The sequence below is a fragment of the Luteimicrobium album genome (genome assembly GCF_030161555.1).
Taxonomy (GTDB): domain Bacteria; phylum Actinomycetota; class Actinomycetes; order Actinomycetales; family Cellulomonadaceae; genus Luteimicrobium; species Luteimicrobium album.
Window position 1 is genome coordinate 2,914,246 of the sequence record NZ_BSUK01000001.1, and the last position, 15,267, is coordinate 2,929,512.

At 73.2% G+C, this 15,267-nt stretch carries 15 protein-coding genes; 8 read left to right on the forward strand and 7 right to left on the reverse strand.

All coding sequences use genetic code 11. The annotated features are described in order from the left end of the window. Window positions 1–2: 2 nt before the first annotated feature. The 5 genes from ilvN to QQK45_RS14860 all read left to right on the forward strand — a co-directional run bounded on the left by ilvN (window position 3) and on the right by QQK45_RS14860 (window position 5,338). A complete protein-coding gene (gene ilvN, locus QQK45_RS14840; RefSeq protein ID WP_036949314.1) occupies window positions 3–527 on the forward strand; it encodes an acetolactate synthase small subunit in 525 nt (174 codons plus the stop codon). A 48-nt stretch (window positions 528–575) separates the two neighbouring features. Next, complete coding sequence (gene ilvC, locus QQK45_RS14845) at window positions 576–1,604, forward strand: ketol-acid reductoisomerase (protein ID WP_284293962.1); 1,029 nt, start codon at window positions 576–578, stop codon at window positions 1,602–1,604. A gap of 248 nt (window positions 1,605–1,852) precedes the next feature. Further along, window positions 1,853–3,031: an isochorismatase family protein gene (locus QQK45_RS14850; RefSeq protein ID WP_284293963.1), complete on the forward strand. Its 1,179-nt coding sequence runs from the start codon at window positions 1,853–1,855 to the stop codon at window positions 3,029–3,031. A 58-nt stretch (window positions 3,032–3,089) separates the two neighbouring features. Next, entirely contained in the window at window positions 3,090–4,160 is a 1,071-nt protein-coding gene (locus QQK45_RS14855) for a 3-isopropylmalate dehydrogenase (RefSeq protein WP_284293964.1), read from the forward strand. Window positions 4,161–4,237: 77 nt separating this feature from the next. Next, a complete protein-coding gene (locus QQK45_RS14860; RefSeq protein ID WP_284293965.1) occupies window positions 4,238–5,338 on the forward strand; it encodes a branched-chain amino acid aminotransferase in 1,101 nt (366 codons plus the stop codon). 70 nt (window positions 5,339–5,408) lie between these two features. Here the strand turns inward: QQK45_RS14860 and QQK45_RS14865 are convergent, their stop codons facing one another. The 6 genes from QQK45_RS14865 to QQK45_RS14890 form a co-directional block, all read right to left on the reverse strand. Next, window positions 5,409–5,843: an FtsX-like permease family protein gene (locus QQK45_RS14865; RefSeq protein ID WP_284293966.1), complete on the reverse strand. Its 435-nt coding sequence runs from the start codon at window positions 5,841–5,843 to the stop codon at window positions 5,409–5,411. Window positions 5,844–5,866: 23 nt separating this feature from the next. Next, window positions 5,867–7,690, reverse strand: a complete 1,824-nt coding sequence (locus QQK45_RS14870; protein WP_284293967.1) for an FtsX-like permease family protein — start codon at window positions 7,688–7,690, stop codon at window positions 5,867–5,869. Continuing rightward, a complete protein-coding gene (locus QQK45_RS14875; RefSeq protein ID WP_284293968.1) occupies window positions 7,687–8,334 on the reverse strand; it encodes a hypothetical protein in 648 nt (215 codons plus the stop codon). The genes QQK45_RS14870 and QQK45_RS14875 overlap by 4 nt, the downstream gene beginning before the upstream one ends. After that, complete coding sequence (locus QQK45_RS14880) at window positions 8,331–9,128, reverse strand: ABC transporter ATP-binding protein (RefSeq protein ID WP_284293969.1); 798 nt, start codon at window positions 9,126–9,128, stop codon at window positions 8,331–8,333. Before QQK45_RS14880 ends, QQK45_RS14875 begins: the two co-directional genes overlap by 4 nt. Then, window positions 9,125–9,757 carry a PadR family transcriptional regulator gene (locus QQK45_RS14885; RefSeq protein WP_284293970.1) on the reverse strand — a complete coding sequence of 211 codons (633 nt, stop codon included), beginning with the start codon at window positions 9,755–9,757 and terminating at the stop codon, window positions 9,125–9,127. Before QQK45_RS14885 ends, QQK45_RS14880 begins: the two co-directional genes overlap by 4 nt. 109 nt (window positions 9,758–9,866) lie before the next feature. Continuing rightward, a complete protein-coding gene (locus QQK45_RS14890; protein ID WP_284293971.1) occupies window positions 9,867–10,307 on the reverse strand; it encodes a hypothetical protein in 441 nt (146 codons plus the stop codon). Window positions 10,308–10,919: 612 nt separating this feature from the next. Here QQK45_RS14890 and cimA point away from each other — a divergent pair. Beyond that, window positions 10,920–12,617 (forward strand): citramalate synthase, encoded by a 1,698-nt coding sequence (gene cimA, locus QQK45_RS14895; RefSeq protein ID WP_284293972.1) that lies wholly within the window; start codon window positions 10,920–10,922, stop codon window positions 12,615–12,617. Here the strand turns inward: cimA and QQK45_RS14900 are convergent. After that, complete coding sequence (locus QQK45_RS14900) at window positions 12,601–13,281, reverse strand: hypothetical protein (protein ID WP_284293973.1); 681 nt, start codon at window positions 13,279–13,281, stop codon at window positions 12,601–12,603. The genes cimA and QQK45_RS14900 overlap by 17 nt on opposite strands. A 106-nt stretch (window positions 13,282–13,387) precedes the next feature. Between QQK45_RS14900 and lplAB the strand changes: the two genes are divergently transcribed. Together lplAB and QQK45_RS14910 are read left to right on the forward strand one after the other, a co-directional pair. Continuing rightward, the gene (lplAB, locus tag QQK45_RS14905) at window positions 13,388–14,458 is read left to right on the forward strand and encodes a lipoate-protein ligase LplAB (protein WP_284293974.1); all 1,071 of its coding nucleotides are present in this window, start codon (window positions 13,388–13,390) and stop codon (window positions 14,456–14,458) included. A 74-nt stretch (window positions 14,459–14,532) separates the two neighbouring features. After that, on the forward strand, window positions 14,533–15,267 hold the full coding sequence (locus QQK45_RS14910; protein WP_284293975.1) for an MIP/aquaporin family protein: 735 nt from the start codon (window positions 14,533–14,535) through the stop codon (window positions 15,265–15,267).

The window sequence follows — 15,267 nt, forward strand, 5'->3', positions numbered from 1 at the left end:
ACATGAGCAGGCACACCCTCTCGGTGCTCGTCGAGAACAAGCCCGGCGTGCTCACGCGCGTCGCCGGCCTCTTCGCACGCCGCGCGTTCAACATCCACTCGCTCGCCGTCGGCCCGACCGAGCACGACGACATCTCCCGCGTCACCGTCGTCGTCGACGTCGAGGACCACCCCCTCGAGCAGGTCACCAAGCAGCTCAACAAGCTCGTCAACGTCATCAAGATCGTCGAGCTCGAGTCGGTGGCCTCCGTGCAGCGCGAGCTGCTGCTCGTCAAGGTCCGCGCCGACGCCGGCACCCGCACCGCCGTCCTCGAGGTCGTCCAGCTCTTCCGTGCCAAGATCGTCGACGTGCACCCCGAGGCCGTCGTCGTCGAGGCCACCGGCACCTCCGACAAGCTCGAGGCGCTCCTCACCGCTCTCGAGCCGTACGGCATCCGTGAGATCGTGCAGTCCGGCGCCGTCGCCATCGGCCGCGGCCCCCGGTCCATCACCGACCGCGCGCTCGAGCGCGTGGCCCGCACCGCCTGACCCTTCCCTTCCCCGACCCAACGAAGAATCCCACCAAGGAGAACCACCGTGGCTGAGCTGTTCTACGACGACGACGCCGACCTGTCCATCATCCAGAGCAAGAAGGTCGCCGTCATCGGTTACGGCAGCCAGGGGCACGCCCACGCGCTCAACCTCCGTGACTCCGGCGTCGACGTCACCATCGGCCTGCGCGAGGGCTCGTCCTCGCGTGAGAAGGCCGAGAACGAGGGCCTCAAGGTCCTCACCGTCGCCGAGGCCGTCAAGCAGGCCGACGTCGTCATGATCCTCGCGCCCGACCAGGCCCAGCGCGGCCTGTACGCCAGCGAGATCGAGCCCAACCTCAAGGCCGACGCCGCGCTCTTCTTCGCGCACGGCTTCAACATCCGGTTCGGTTACATCAAGCCCGGCGCCGGCCACGACGTCGCCATGGTCGCCCCCAAGGGCCCCGGCCACCTCGTGCGCCGCGAGTACGTCGACGGCCGCGGCGTCCCCGTGATCGTCGCCGTCGAGCAGGACGCCTCCGGCTCCGCCTGGGCCCTCGCCCTGTCCTACGCGAAGGCCATCGGCGGGCTCCGTGCCGCCGGCATCAAGACGACCTTCACCGAGGAGACCGAGTCCGACCTCTTCGGCGAGCAGGCCGTCCTCTGCGGCGGTGCCTCGCAGCTCGTCCAGTACGGGTTCGAGACCCTCACCGAGGCCGGCTACCAGCCCGAGGTCGCCTACTTCGAGGTCCTCCACGAGCTCAAGCTCATCGTCGACCTCATGATCGAGGGCGGCATCGCCAAGCAGCGGTGGTCCGTCTCCGACACCGCCGAGTACGGCGACTACGTCTCCGGCCCGCGCGTCATCGACCCGCACGTCAAGGAGAACATGAAGGCCGTCCTCGCCGACATCCAGTCCGGCGCGTTCGCCGAGCGCTTCATCGCCGACCAGGACGCCGGCGCCCCCGAGTTCAAGGCGCTCCGCGCCAAGGGCGAGGCGCACCCCATCGAGGCGACCGGCCGCGAGCTGCGCAAGATGTTCGCCTGGGTCAAGCCGTCCGACTCGGACTACGTCGAGGGCTCGGCCGCGCGCTGATCCTCGGTCGCGTCGCCCGGTGACGGGTGACGTCCGGCAGGCGAGGGGAAACCCTTCGCGCGATCTACCATCCGGCCGCTCGTGCCTCGCGGCCTCCCGCCAGGCCCGCCACGATCGCGCGAAGGGTTTCCCCCTCGCCTGCCTCTTCTGTTCTCTCGCCTTCGGGCGTCGCTTGCCCGACGACGGCGCCCCGCCGCGGTCTCGTCGTCGTCCGTGTCGGTCGTAGGTGCGCGCTTCGGAGGTGGCTGGTGGATTCGTGGACCGAACCGCACTGGGGGTCGTCGGCGCTGGTCGTCGTCGACGTGCAGGTGGACTTCGTCGAGGGCGGGGCCATGCCCGTCGACGGGACGCGGGCCGTGGTGCCCGCGCTCGTGCGGCTCGTCGAGGCGTACCGGGCGGCCGGGCTGCCCGTCGTGCACGTCGTGCGGCTGTACGACGGCGACGACGTGGACCTCGTGCGGCGGGAGTCGATCGCCGCGGGGGCGCAGGTCGTCCGGCCGGGGACCGGTGGGTCGCAGCTTCTTCGTGAGCTGCTGCCCGACGGCGCCGGGGAGCTGGATCCTGCCCTGCTGCTGGGCGGCGAGGCGCAGGAGCTCGGGCCGCGGGAGGTCGCGCTGTGGAAGCCGCGCTGGTCGGCGTTCCACCGGACGCCGCTCGACGAGCTGCTGCGCGGCTGGGACGTCGACACCGTCGTCGTGGCCGGGTGCAACTTCCCCAACTGTCCCCGGGCCACCGTGATCGACGCCTCGCAGCGAGACCTGCGGGTCGTCGTCGTGGGCGACGCGATCTCCCAGGTGACGGACGAGGGTCTGCGGCGGGTCGGCGCGCTCGGGGTCGTCGTCGGCTCGACCAAGGAGGTCGTCGGCGCCGTCGCGCCCGTCGCCCCGGTCGTGCCCGAGCACGACCGGGCGCAGGCCGAGGCCGTGCTCGCGTACTGGGAGCGCGCGCGGCTGCGGGCGCGCGTCGGGCAGCTCGACGTCGTCACGGGCAAGACCGTCGCGTCGGCCGTGCCGCCACCCGCCTGGTCGTTCGGCGACAGCCCCCGCCTCGCCGACGAGCTGCTCGCGCTCGTCCTCGCCGGGCGCAAGACCGCGACGTCGTCGTCGTTGCCCGAGTACGAGGCCGGCGGCGAGCCGCTGCCGCGGGTCGGGGAGCTGTCCATCCTGCTCGACGGCGCGGGGCGACCGCGCGCGCTGATCCGGACCACGCACGTCGAGACCGTGCCGTTCGCCCAGGTCACGGCCGACTTCGCGGCCGCCGAGGGCGAGGGCGACCGGTCCCTGCAGTCCTGGCAGGAGGAGCACCGCCGTTCCTTCCGGCGCGCGCTCGGCACCGAGCGCTTCGACGACGCGACGCCCGTCGTGTGCGAGCGGTTCGAGCTCCTCGACCCCACGTGGTCGCTCGAACGCACCCTCACGACCCCCTGACGGCCAGACTCTGAGACGACCGTCCGGTACGCGACCCGGACGACGTACCCTGACCGGCATGACGCGCACTCCTGACTCGATCCGCCTGGCCGTCGTGGCCGGGGACGGGATCGGCACCGAGGTCGTCGAGCAGGGCCTGCGGGTCCTCGACGCGGCCCTCGCCGGCACCGACGTGACCGTGCAGACCACCGAGTTCGACCTCGGCGCCCGCCGCTGGCACGCCACCGGCGAGACGCTGAGCGACGCCGACCTCGCGAGCATCCGCGAGCACGACGCGATCCTCCTCGGCGCCATCGGCGACCCGAGCGTGCCGTCGGGCGTCCTCGAGCGCGGGCTGCTGCTCAAGCTGCGCTTCAGCCTCGACCACTACGTCAACCTCCGGCCGTCCAAGCTCTACCAGGGCGTCCGCTCGCCGCTCGCCGACCCGGGCGAGATCGACTTCGTCGTCGTCCGTGAGGGCACCGAGGGCCCGTACACCGGCAACGGTGGCGCGCTGCGCGTCGGGACGCCGCACGAGGTCGCGACCGAGGTCTCGGTCAACACCGCGTTCGGGATCGAGCGCGTCGTGCGCAACGCCTTCGAGCGCGCGCAGGCGCGCCCCCGCAAGCACCTGACCCTCGTGCACAAGCACAACGTGCTCGTGCACGCCGGGCACCTGTGGCGCCGGACCGTCGAGGCCGTCAACGCCGAGTTCCCCGACGTCACCACGGACTACCTGCACGTCGACGCGGCCACGATCTTCCTCACCACGAAGCCGTCGCGCTTCGACGTGATCGTCACCGACAACCTGTTCGGCGACATCATCACGGACCAGGCCGCCGCGATCATCGGTGGTATCGGGCTCGCGGCCTCCGCGAACATCAACCCCGACCGTGAGGCCGACGGTAGCTTCGTCGCGCCGTCGATGTTCGAGCCTGTGCACGGCTCGGCGCCCGACATCGCGGGCCAGGGCAAGGCGGACCCGACGGCCACCGTCGCCTCGGTCGCGCTCCTCCTCGACCACCTCGGGTTCGGCGAGCAGTCGCGGGCCGTCGAGGCCGCGGTCGCGGCCGACCTGGCCGAGCGCGGCGACCGAGTACGGTCGACGGCCGAGGTGGGCGGCGACCTCGCCGCACGCGTCGCCGGCTGACCTGCCGTCTCGCGAGGCCCTGCCCCTCGGCCGTCTTCACCGGTAGATTCTTCTCAGCCAGTGAAAGGCCTGGAACCATGAGCATCACCACTGCCGTCAGCGCGTTCGACATCCGCCTGACCGACACGCCCACGCCCGACGCCGACCGTGAGGCCGCGCTCGCCGCGCCGAAGTTCGGCACGGTCTTCAGCGACCACATGGCGCGCGTCAGCTGGACCGCCGCCGACGGGTGGCACGACCGGCGCGTCGAGAAGTACGGCCCGCTCCAGCTCGACCCCGCGACCGCGGTGCTGCACTACGCGCAGGAGATCTTCGAGGGTCTCAAGGCGTACCGGCACGCGGACGGCTCGGTCTGGACGTTCCGGCCCGAGGCCAACGCGGAGCGCTTCCAGCGGTCCGCGCACCGGCTCGCGCTGCCGCAGCTGTCGACCGAGGACTTCGTGGGGTCGATCGAGGCGCTCGTGCGCACCGACGTCGACTGGATCCCCGGCGGCGAGGAGACGAGTCTCTACCTGCGCCCGTTCATGTACGCGTCCGAGGCGTTCCTCGGCGTACGGCCGTCGCTCGAGGTCGAGTACCTCGTCATCGCGAGCCCCGTCGGCCCCTACTTCGCGGGTGGGGTCAAGCCGGTCTCGATCTGGGTCGCCCAGGACTACCACCGCGCGGGCGCCGGCGGCACCGGCGCCGCGAAGTGCGGGGGCAACTACGCCGCGAGCCTGCTCCCGCAGCAGGAGGCGTACGAGAAGGGCTGCGAGCAGGTCTGCTTCCTCGACGCGACGACGAACACCGCCGTCGAGGAGCTCGGCGGCATGAACGTGTTCGTCGTGCGTGCCGACGGGACGGTCGAGACGCCCGAGCTCACCGGGTCGATCCTCGAGGGCGTGACCCGGTCGTCGATCCTGCAGCTCCTCACCGACCGCGGTCACGCCGTCGTCGAGAAGCGCATCCTGCTCGACGAGCTCCTCGCGGGGCTCGCGGACGGTTCGGTCTCCGAGGTGTTCGCCTGCGGCACGGCCGCTGTCATCACGCCGATCGGCCGGCTCGCGGGGGACGGCTTCGACGTGACGATCGGCGGTGGAGCCGCGGGCGATGTCACGACCGCGATCCGCGACGAGCTCACGGACATCCAGTACGGCCGCGCCGATGACCGGTACGGCTGGCTGCACCGGCTCGTCTGAGCCAGCTCACCGAACGGCCGGCGCCCGCCCCCTCTGCTGCGGGCGCCGGCCGTTCGGTCGTTCTCTCGGCTCAACCGTCGAGCCGCCGGGCGAGGGGCAGACGCGAGCGCGTGACCAGCCACGCGGCCGCAGCCCCGAGCAGCGGGATCGCGACGACGAGCGCGGCGACCCACGCCCACGGCACGTCGACCATCCAGCGCGGGTCGACGACTCCGCCCTGCTCCCGCTGCGACAGGACGAGCGTCGCCCCGATCACCAGCCCTGTCGCCGTGCCGAGCACCGCGCCGGTCACGGTGATCACGGCGGACTGGGCCGCCGCGAACCTCCGCCGCGTGCGCGGAGGAGCCCCGACCGCCTGGAGCGTCGCGAGGTCGGGCAGCGACTCCGTGCCGGCGAGCGCCGTCGCGATCCACGCGGCAGCGAGCGCCACGATCAGGGCGCCCGCGACGATCAGGAGCTCCGCGAGGCCTTGGCTTCCCGACCATGAGGCGTGCCCAGGCTCCACGTACGCCGACGCCGGGGCGTAGTTCAGCCCGGCTTTCGCCTTGCGAGGGGCAGCGCGGCGATGAGCGCGTCGTCGAGCGTCGTCCGGACGGCGTGGTTCCACGCCCCGGAGCGCACCTTGGCGACGAGCGCCGAAGTCCGGACACGCAGACCGAGATCCTTCGCGATCGACGGCGGAAGGACCGGCAGGTTCGTGGGCGGGTCGATGGGCCCGCCCACAGCCACCGCGGGGACGCGCACGGTGTGTCCATCGATCGCGCCTGTGGAGTCCTCCGCGATGAGCGCGGCCGTGCCGTCAACTCCGAGATCGTCCGCCGAGACCACGACCCGGCCGGCCCGGAGAGCCGCAGCTGCCTTGTCGGGCTCGGGGACCCCCAGGAGCCGGAGTCGCTCGAGCGACGAGCCGTCGTCGACGACCGTGCCGACCGCGGTCGAGGCCGGTGACGCGATGCCGACGGCGCTCGCGGTCACGACACCGGTACCGTCGGGCGTGCCTCGGTCCTGCGGCGCGACCCACACGGGTGTCGAGTTGGCGGCGCTGCCGAGGACGGAGGTCACGGCCACGAGGTTGCCGCGCGTCACCCCGGCGTCGTCGACCCGTCCGGTGATCGTCGCGATCTCGGCGTCGGTCAGACCGTGCGCCGGGTCGCCGAGCGCGCCCACGAGGAACGTCCCGGTCGCTGCGTCGGGCACGTAGCTGAGGCGGTCGTGCTGGGCCTGCGACCCGGCGAAGACGAGTCCCGCGGTGGCGGCGGCGCACGCCGCGAGCACCGCGGCGACCGCGGGCGCGGTCCGGGCGCGGTGGCGTGCCGCGTCGCGCAGGGCGAGCCGGGGCGTGCCCCGGAGGCTTCCCGCGAGCCGCGAGAGACCTCCCACGATCGAGCCGGCGGCCAGGACGAGCCCGACCTCGGCGAGCATGATCCCGGCGACAAGGACGAGGACGCCCTGGTTCGTCGTGGCTCCCACGAGAGCCGTGACGGTGCCGGCCGCGGCGAGGGCACCGCCCACGACGGCGGGCCACCGCCGCGGTGCTGGGTCGGCCCGCCGCCCGGCAAGGACGAGGACCGGGTCGAGCCGCGAGGCGCGTCGAGCGGGCAACCAGGCAGCGGCGACGGCGATGAACGTCCCGACCGCGCTGAACGCGAAGAGCCACGGCCACGGGATCGCCACCTGCGCCGAGGTCCACGACCGGAGCGAGACCGCGGCCGCGAGGGTGCCGACCGTCGCCGCGGCGGCGGACGTGGTCGCCCCGACGACGAGGCCGCCCGCAAGGACCGTCCGACGGATCGTGCGGGCGTCCGCGCCGGCAGCGGCGAGCAGGGCCAGGTCGCGGCTCGCGCGGCGCGCGCCGACCTGGAACGCCGGGCCGATCATGAGGATCGCCTGCAGCAGCCCGAGCGCGACGGCTCCGCCCACGACCGCGGCGACGTCGGTCGAGACGGACGTGCCGCCGTCGTACGAGAAGGCGGTCTCGGCTGCCTTCGCCTCGGCCGACGGGTGCAGGACGACCTGCCTGCTGAGCACGGTCGCGCCGAGCGTGTTCACGGCGCGTACGTCGGACCAGGTGACCGGGGTGGGGCCCACCGCGAGCCAGGCGACCGCCGGGCCGGTCGAGGTGCCGAAGGCAGTCACGTCGGACTCGCCCCAGGCGGCGTAGCTCGCCGGCGCGACCAGCGGGCCGTCGGGGCCGAAGACGACGCTCGACTCGTCCGCGCGGGGCTCGAGCAGCGCGCCGACCCGGTACGTGCCGGCGGGGCTCGCTGCTGCGGGCGACACGTCCAGGAAGCTGCCCGAGCCGTCGTAGACCGCGATGCTGCCGGTGCCCGCCTGGGGAAGCGCGACGGTCACCTCGTCACCGACCCGGAGGTGCAGGTCGTGGGCGACGTCACGGCCCAGCGCGATCTCGCCCGCGCCGAGCGTGTCCGGGATCCCGTAGGCGGAGCGGGCTGGTGACGACGTATCGAGCTGGTAGCCGTCGGTCGTCGCGTGCAGGCCGGGGCGGGCCCCCGCAGGGTGATTCCGTCGAGGCTCGCGACCCGCACCAGCGTGTCGCCCGCTGGCAGAGCGTCAGCGAGGGCCGCCTCGTAGCGGTGCCCATCGAGGCGAGGATACGTCGACCAGTCGCCGCCGTCGGGCACGGGGCCGGTGAACAGCGCCGCCGGGAGCGTGGCGTCGTCGTTCGGCGGACCGTAGCCGCCGAGTCCGTCGATGCCCTGGGTGACTGCGACGGGCGTCGCGAGCATGACCTCCGCCTGCACCCGGGAGTCCGTTCCGAGCGCCGACGCGACGGTGGTGGCGGGGCTGTCGTCCCACGTCGAGCTCAGGAGCACCGCGGACGCCGAACCGAGGCCGGCGGGCAGCGCGACCATGATCGCGACGAGCGCGATGCGGCCCTTGTGGCGGCGTGCGTCGCGTGACGCGTACCGCAGCGCGACGCGCCACCGGCCACGCCGCGGCCGACGACGCCCCTCGGGCAGGTCGGCGCCGCTCACCGGGGTGCGTCCGTGTCGTCGCCGTCGTCGAGCAGGTCGGCGGGCTCGGCGCGGCGGCCGGTCGTGTCGACGAGCCTGCCGTCCTTGAGGAACACGGTCCGGTCGGCCCAGGCGGCGTGCCGCGCGTCGTGCGTGACGAGGAGTCCCGCTGCACCGGCGTCGACGCGCTCGCGCAGGACCCGCATGACGGCCTCGCCGGTCACGGAGTCGAGCGCTCCGGTGGGCTCGTCGGCGAGCAGGAGACGACGCGGTCCCACGATCGCGCGGGCGATCGCGACGCGCTGGCGCTGGCCGCCCGACATGTCGTCGGGGAACCGGTCGGCGAGGTCGTCGAGCCCGACGGCGGCGAGCGCGGCGGTCGCCTCGGCGCGGGCGGTGCGCACCGGGACGCCGTCGAGCTCGCGGGGGAGCGAGACGTTCTCGGCGGCCGTGAGAGCGGGCACGAGGTTGAAGTCCTGGAAGACGAACCCGACGTGCCGACGTCGCAGCGCGGCGCGTCCCCGCGCGTCGAGCGACGCGACGTCGACGCCGCCCACGACGACGGTCCCGTCGGTCGCGGTGTCGAGGCAGCCGGCGAGGTTGAGCAGGGTGGACTTCCCGGAGCCGGACGGTCCCATGACGGCGACGAGCTCGCCGGGCCCGACCTCGAGGCTGACGTCGTCGAGCGCACGGACCTCACCGGCACCCGTGCCGTGGACGCGGGTGACCCGGTCGAGGCGCAGCAGCACGGGCACGGCCTCGGCCCCCGAGGCGGAGGCGCCCGGCGACGACGGACGGGTGGTCAGGGCGCTCATCGGCGTGCCTTCCTGTGGCGGGTGGTGCCGGCGGGCGCGTCCTCGGTCGCGGACGACGACGGCGTCGGGTGGGCTGTGGCGGCGTCGTCGGGTGGGCGCGGGGAGCGGCGCTGCGCGAGGACCCGGCCCTCGACGTGGTCGAGCCAGCGCATCTCCGCCTCGGCCTGGAAGACGAGCGAGTCGAGGACCAGGGACCACGCAAGGTCGGCGCCGGCGACGTCGGCGGGGATGCGTCGTTTGAGGCGCGCGTAGTCCTGGAGGGAGCGCATCGTCTCGGTGCGCTGCGTACGGACGACGGCGTCGACGTCCACGCCCGGGAGCGTCACGGCGAGCGCGAGCTTGATCGCGAGCTCGTCGCGCGCGGGGGCGCCGCGCTCGACGGGTGTGGACCACCAGGACCCGGCCTGCTCCCGGCCGGCGGCGGTGAGCCGGAACCGCTCGGGCTCGCCCTCGGCGTCGGGCACGGGTTCGACGAGCCCGTCGCGCTGCAGCCGCTGGAGCGTCGTGTACGCCTGGCCGATGTTGAGCGGCCAGGTGCCGCCCGTGCGGGTCTCGAACTCCTGGCGGAGCTGGTAGCCGTGCCTGGGCTGCTCCTGGAGCAGCGCGAGCATGGCGTGGCGGATCGACATCGAGGGCCCCGTCCTTCGTGCTTACCGGATAACTATCCGGACGACGGCGCCATGGTTACGGAGTAACTGCTCGTGTGTCAAGAGCGCGCCTGGGCGGCGCGTGGGGACGTCAGCCGCGGGGCGGGTAGCTGGGCGGTGTCGTCGGGCCGGGCTGCCCGGGTCCCGACGGCCGGCTCTGCGGTGCACGAGGCGCCGGTCGGATGGTGCGCGTGGCCACCCCCGCGAGCAGCGACCAGGTCGCGATGCCGATCGCGAGATCGACGACGGCGGACAGGACCGCCCGGTCGAGGTGGCTGGTCCACGCGAACGGCAGCACGGTCACGAGCGCCGTCGCGAGGACCATGAGCCAGCCGAAGAAGCGCTTGGGGCGCGGCGTGGTCACGACGAGCAGCGCGAGCACCGCGGCCGCGAGGATCGCGAAGATCGCGCCGTCGATCGCGAAGGCCGCGGTGTGCGACCCGGTGCTGAAGAGGTCGGGCGGCGGGACCATGTCCTGGTCGAAGATGCCCTCGATCACGACGACCCCGACGAGGCCGATCAGCGCCGCCACCAGCGCCGTCGCGAGTGCGCCCGCGACGTAGCGTCCGCCCTCGAGCGTGAGCTTCGGGTCGTACGGCGCCTGGGGTGCGCCCGTCGTGAAGTCGGACGTCGGGTCGCCCGCGGACGGGCCGGACGGTCCCTGGGGCGAGGGGAGGGCGGGTACGGCTGGGATACGTCGCGCTCCTTCGGTCGGCGGTGCCGGTCCCGACCATCGTGCCCCGGCCGACCCCGGTGGGCACGTCGCGACGCGCGGGGCGGCCGTCCGCCTGCTGGGACGAGAGTGACATCGGGCCGGTCGTGTGGCAGCATCACCCACGTGACTCACCTGGTTGCGCAGCTCATTCTCACCTAGCGCGTTCGACACACACGTCGAACGCGCAGACCTCCCGCACCCCGGGGGTTTTTTTGTTGCCGGACCCACCACCGCCCGGCGACGACGGAAAGAGCTCCCGGCCCCCATCCCGGGCCGCACCGAGGCGGCATGCCGCCCCGGACGACCGCCGTGGGCCACGCTCGCCGGCGCCCCGCTCCACCCGGAGCGGGGCCCGGCGACGAACAACCGGACCCCACGCCTGCCGCCGCCCGACCGGGCGGCGCCGGGACCGCAGGAAGAGAGCCCCCGATGACCTTCCACGTCTACGACACGACCCTGCGCGACGGCGCGCAGCAGGAGGGGATGAACCTCTCCGTCGCGGACAAGCTCGCGATCGCGCCGCTGCTGGACGAGCTGGGCGTCGGCTTCATCGAAGGCGGCTGGCCGGGCGCGGTACCGAAGGACACGGAGTTCTTCCGGCGGGCCGCCAAGGAGCTGAACCTCAAGAACGCGGTGCTCGCGGCGTTCGGCGCGACCCGCAAGGCCGGCACCCGCGCCGCCCGCGACCCCCAGGTGCGAGCGCTGGTCGACTCGGACGCCCCGGTCGTCGCGCTCGTCGCCAAGTCCGACCTGCGTCACGCGGAGCGCGCCCTGCGCACTACGGGCGAGGAGAACCTCGCGATGATCGCCGACACCGTGTCGTTCCTCGTGCGCGAGGGGCGTCGCGTCGTCGTGGACGCCGAGCACTTCTTCGACGGCTACCGCTTCGACGCGGCGTACACGCGCTCCGCGGTCCTCGCCGCGTTCGAGGCGGGCGCCGAGGTCGTCGCGCTCTGCGACACCAACGGCGGCATGATCCCGGACTGGGTCACCGAGATCGTCTCCGAGGTCCGTGAGCACACCGGTGACGCGATCCTCGGCATCCACGCCCACAACGACTCGGGCTGCGCCGTTGCGAACTCGCTCGCCGCCGTCGGCGCCGGCGCCACCCACGTCCAGGGGACCGTCAACGGCTACGGGGAGCGGACCGGGAACGCGGACCTCCTCGCGATCGTCGCCAACCTCGAGCTCAAGCTCGGACGCGAGCTCCTCGCCGACGGCGGGCTGCGCGAGGCCACCCGGATCGCCCACGCGGTCAGCGAGCTCACCAACATCACGCCCTACGGACGCCAGCCGTACGTGGGCGCGAGCGCGTTCGCCCACAAGGCGGGATTGCACGCGTCCGCCATCAAGGTGGACCCCGACCTCTACCAGCACATCGACCCCACGCTCGTCGGGAACGACATGCGGATGCTCATCTCCGACATGGCCGGGCGGGCGTCGATCGAGCTCAAGGGCCGCGAGCTCGGGTTCGACCTCACCGGCCAGGGCGACGTCCTGGCGCGCGTGACCAACCGGGTCAAGGACTCCGAGGCGCGCGGCTACACCTACGACGCAGCGGACGCGTCGTTCGAGCTGCTCCTGCGCGAGGAGATCGACGGGCAGCTGCCCTCGTACTTCCGGATCGAGAGCTGGCGCACGATCGTCGAGACGCGGCCCGAGGCCGGCGGTGCGGAGCACGTCGACGGCGTCGTCGCGACCGCCGAGGCGACCGTCAAGCTCCACACGGGTTCCGAGCGGATCGTCTCCACCGGCGAGGGCAACGGTCCTGTCAACGCGCTCGACCACGCGCTGCGGCAGGCGCTCGTGCGGGTGTACCCCGAGCTAGAGGAGTTCGAGCTCATCGACTTCAAGGTGCGCATCCTCGACCAGTCGCACGGCACGGACGCGGTCACGCGCGTGCTCATCGAGACGACCGACGGCACCACGTCGTGGTCCACCGTCGGCGTCGGGCCGAACCTCATCGAGGCGGCGTGGGAGGCGCTGACCAGCTCGACGGTCTACGGCCTCATCCACGCGGGCGTCGCCCCCGCTGAGCCCACGAAGGTATGCCGGCGGCCCTTCTCTCTCGCGAGGTACCCCGCGCGGAGGCCGCCTTCGCGGGTCCGGGTCAGGGTTCGCGCGTGACCTCGAGCTGAACGCGGGTGCCGGCGAGGCGGGCGACCATGTCGTCGAGCAGCGCGGCGGACCGCTCGCCGAAGCCGTCGCCGCCGGTGCCGCGGACCGTCAGGTGGATGCGTACGGAGTAGGACGCGCCGGCGGCCTCGGGGACGATGCCCTTGACCTTGTCGGTCGTGACGGACGTGAGCGTCGCCTGCACGAGCGCGCGGAGCTCGCCTCGGGTCGAGGCGTCGTCGGACCCCGCCTCCGTCGCGAGGTCGACACGCAGCAGACCGGCGCCGTCGTCCCAGACCGGGGCGCTGCCGCCGCGCGGGTACGCGACCACCGCGAGCGGCGCAACCCCCGCGAGGCGTCCCACCAGGTCCTCCGCCTCGTGGCGCGTGTACGGGCCGTAGTCGTCCTCGCAGACCGCGACCTCGAGACGCACCGACGCGCCCTTGGCGCCCTGCGGCATGGAGTGCCCGAACTCGCCCTCGCGCACGCCCCGCACGACGCCGAGCACGAGCGTGCCGAGCGCCTCCGCGGTCTCCCGGTCGTCGTCGGGCACGGCCTGGAGCGAGGTGCGCAGGACGACCTCGTTCGTCGACCCGCGCCAGGTCTCGGTGACGTCGTCGGGCACGGGCGGGAGCTCGGCGGGCGCGGCCTCGCGGCGGCCGAAGGGGTTCTTCATGCGGACCAGGGTGGCACACGCCACCCCTCCGCCCGGAATCGGCGGCCCACCTCGGCGGTTGTCGCCCAAGGAGTGTCGAGGCAGGACGACGAGAGCGGAGCGTGACGTGCGCGGCGAGTACAAGGTCCCCGGGGGCAAGCTGGTGGCGGTCGACGTCGAGACCCACACGGGGTCGTCCGGGGACGTGATCGCCTCGGCGGCCGTGAGCGGCGACTTCTTCCTCGAGCCCGACGACGCGCTCGAGCTCATCGACGCGGCGCTCGTCGGGCGCCCCACGGACGCGAGCGTCGCCGATCTCGCGCGCGCCGTCCAGGCGGCGCTCGACACCGCGCCCTACGACGTGGCCCTCGTCGGCTTCGACGCCGAGTCCGTGGCGATCGCCGTCCGCCGCGCCCTCGGGCACGCGACCGGCTGGCAGGACCACGTGTTCGAGGTCGTGCACGAGGTCGCGCAGACGCCCGCCATGCACATGGCGCTCGACCAGGCGCTCGCCGAGTCCGTCGGGCGGGGCGACCGCGGGCCGACGCTGCGGATCTGGGAGTGGGAGCGCCCGGCCGTCGTCATCGGCTCGTTCCAGTCGCTGCGCAACGAGGTCGACGCGGAGGGTGCCGAGCGTCACGGCGTGACCGTCGTGCGGCGGATCTCCGGCGGCGGTGCGATGTTCATCGAGCCCGGCAACACGATCACCTACTCGCTCACCGTGCCCGCGTCCCTGGTCGAGGGCCTGAGCTTCGAACGGTCCTACGCGTTCCTCGACGACTGGGTGCTCGGCGCGCTCGCCGATGTGGGCGTCGAGGCCACCTACCAGCCCCTCAACGACATCGCGTCGACCAAGGGCAAGATCGGCGGCGCCGCCCAGAAGCGGATGGCCGACGGCACCGTCCTGCACCACGTGACGATGTCCTACGACATCGACGCCGACAAGATGGTCGAGGTGCTGCGGATCGGACGCGAGAAGCTGTCCGACAAGGGCACCAAGAGCGCGAACAAGCGCGTCGACCCGGTGCGCTCGCAGACCGGCCTGCCGCGTGAGGAGGTCATCGAGGCGTTCAAGAAGCACTTCGCGGGCCGGTACCGCACGGTTCCCGGTGAGGTCACGCCCAAGGAGCGCGAGCGGGCCGAGGAGCTCGTCCGGACCAAGTTCGACACCCCGGAGTGGACCGCGCGCGTGCCCTGATCTGCGGTCCGGCGCGGGCGCCGCTACCGTCGGGCTGAGAGCCGGGAGGCCCCCGGCCGGACGGGGTGGCGCGCGTGGACGAGTACTCGTTCGCCGTCAAGCTGACGTGCGAGTTCATCGGCACGGCGATCCTCGTCATCCTCGGCAACGGCACCGTGGCCAACGTCCACCTGCGCGGGTCGAAGGGGTACCACGCCGGCTGGAGCCTCATCGCCATGGGCTACGGGCTCGGCGTGATGATCCCGGTCATGATGTTCGCGGGCGTGTCCGGCGCCCAGATCAACCCCGCGATGACCATCGGGCTCGCGGCGCTCGGGCACCAGGCGTGGTCCGTCGTCCCCGGGTACGTGGCGGCCCAGATGCTCGGCGCGATGGCCGGTCAGGTCGCCATCGTCACGACGCACAAGCCCTACTACGACCGCACCGAGGACCCCGAGGACATCCTCGCGACCTTCTCGACGATCAACGCCGCGCACTCCCGCTGGAACGGCCTCGCGAACGAGTTCCTCGGCACGATGATCCTCACCTCGGCGGCGCTGTCGATCCTCAACAGCCCGGGCTTCGACCACGAGCCCGGGGCGGCGTCGATCGGCGTCGGCTTCCTCGTCTGGGGTCTCGTCGCGGGCCTCGGCGGCCCGACCGGCCCGGCCCTCAACCCCGCGCGCGACCTCGGGCCTCGTCTCGTGCACGCGCTGCTGCCGCTCAAGAACAAGGGCGGCTCCGAGTGGGACTACGCCTGGGTGCCGGTCGTCGCGCCGCTCGCGGGTGGGCTCGTCGGCGTCGCCGGCTACACCTGGCTGCTGGGCTGA

Excerpts from the sequence above, each read along its gene's own strand:
- QQK45_RS14885 (WP_284293970.1), bottom strand. The coding sequence starts at position 9,757 with ATGTCGATCCGCCACGCCATGCTCGCGCTGCTCCAGGAGCAGCCCAGG.
- QQK45_RS14860 (WP_284293965.1), top strand. The coding sequence starts at position 4,238 with ATGAGCATCACCACTGCCGTCAGCGCGTTCGACATCCGCCTGACCGAC.
- QQK45_RS14855 (WP_284293964.1), top strand. The coding sequence starts at position 3,090 with ATGACGCGCACTCCTGACTCGATCCGCCTGGCCGTCGTGGCCGGGGAC.
- QQK45_RS14900 (WP_284293973.1), bottom strand. The coding sequence starts at position 13,281 with ATGAAGAACCCCTTCGGCCGCCGCGAGGCCGCGCCCGCCGAGCTCCCG.
- cimA (WP_284293972.1), top strand. The coding sequence starts at position 10,920 with ATGACCTTCCACGTCTACGACACGACCCTGCGCGACGGCGCGCAGCAG.
- QQK45_RS14880 (WP_284293969.1), bottom strand. The coding sequence starts at position 9,128 with ATGAGCGCCCTGACCACCCGTCCGTCGTCGCCGGGCGCCTCCGCCTCG.
- ilvN (WP_036949314.1), top strand. The coding sequence starts at position 3 with ATGAGCAGGCACACCCTCTCGGTGCTCGTCGAGAACAAGCCCGGCGTG.